1 pseudogene is annotated in these 547 nt (G+C 64.5%); it reads right to left on the bottom strand.

Annotated elements, in window-relative coordinates:
- Positions 1-547: pseudogene (locus NKH23_RS34500) on the bottom strand (hypothetical protein); the annotation flags it as partial.

Below are 547 nucleotides of genomic sequence, written 5' to 3'. Positions count from 1 at the left end.
TCGCGAATGGCTTCCTCGGTTTTGCTTGCCGTCTTTTTCACGACTTTCTCGACGCGGTCGACCAACGTCTCGGCGTCGCCGCTGGAACCCTGTCGGTCAGCCTCTTCCTTTACAGTCTCATATGCTTCGGCGGCGACCTGCTTGGCTTGCTCCACGCCTTCTTCAAAGACTTCCTCGGCACTGTCACGAAGCTTGTCGCGGTAGGGGCCGAGTTGCGCGTCTTCAGCGGCGGTGTGAGGCAGCATTACGCCGATGGCTGTGCCCACGGCAAGGCCCACCGCGGCCATTGCCAGAGGTTCGCGCTGGAACAGGTCCTGCGCCGACTGACGCACCCGCCCCGTGATATCGGTGGCGGCCGAGCCGACCTGCCCGGCCGTGCTTGTCAATCTTTCTTTGGCGCCGCTCGCAACGTCTGCCACAGCCTCAGTCGCACCGCCTGCCACGGAAGCAACCGAACGAGCGGCATCGGAGAGCATGGAGCCGGCGGAACCTTCGCCCTCGGCACCGTACTCATCGCCGCTTGAGTCCTGCCAGGCCCCGCCCAAGC

This window comes from Mesorhizobium sp. M1328 (assembly GCF_040318075.1).
Lineage (GTDB): Bacteria > Pseudomonadota > Alphaproteobacteria > Rhizobiales > Rhizobiaceae > Mesorhizobium.
Note: the sequence above shows the minus strand (reverse complement) of the source record. Positions and strands in the feature narration are given on the sequence as shown.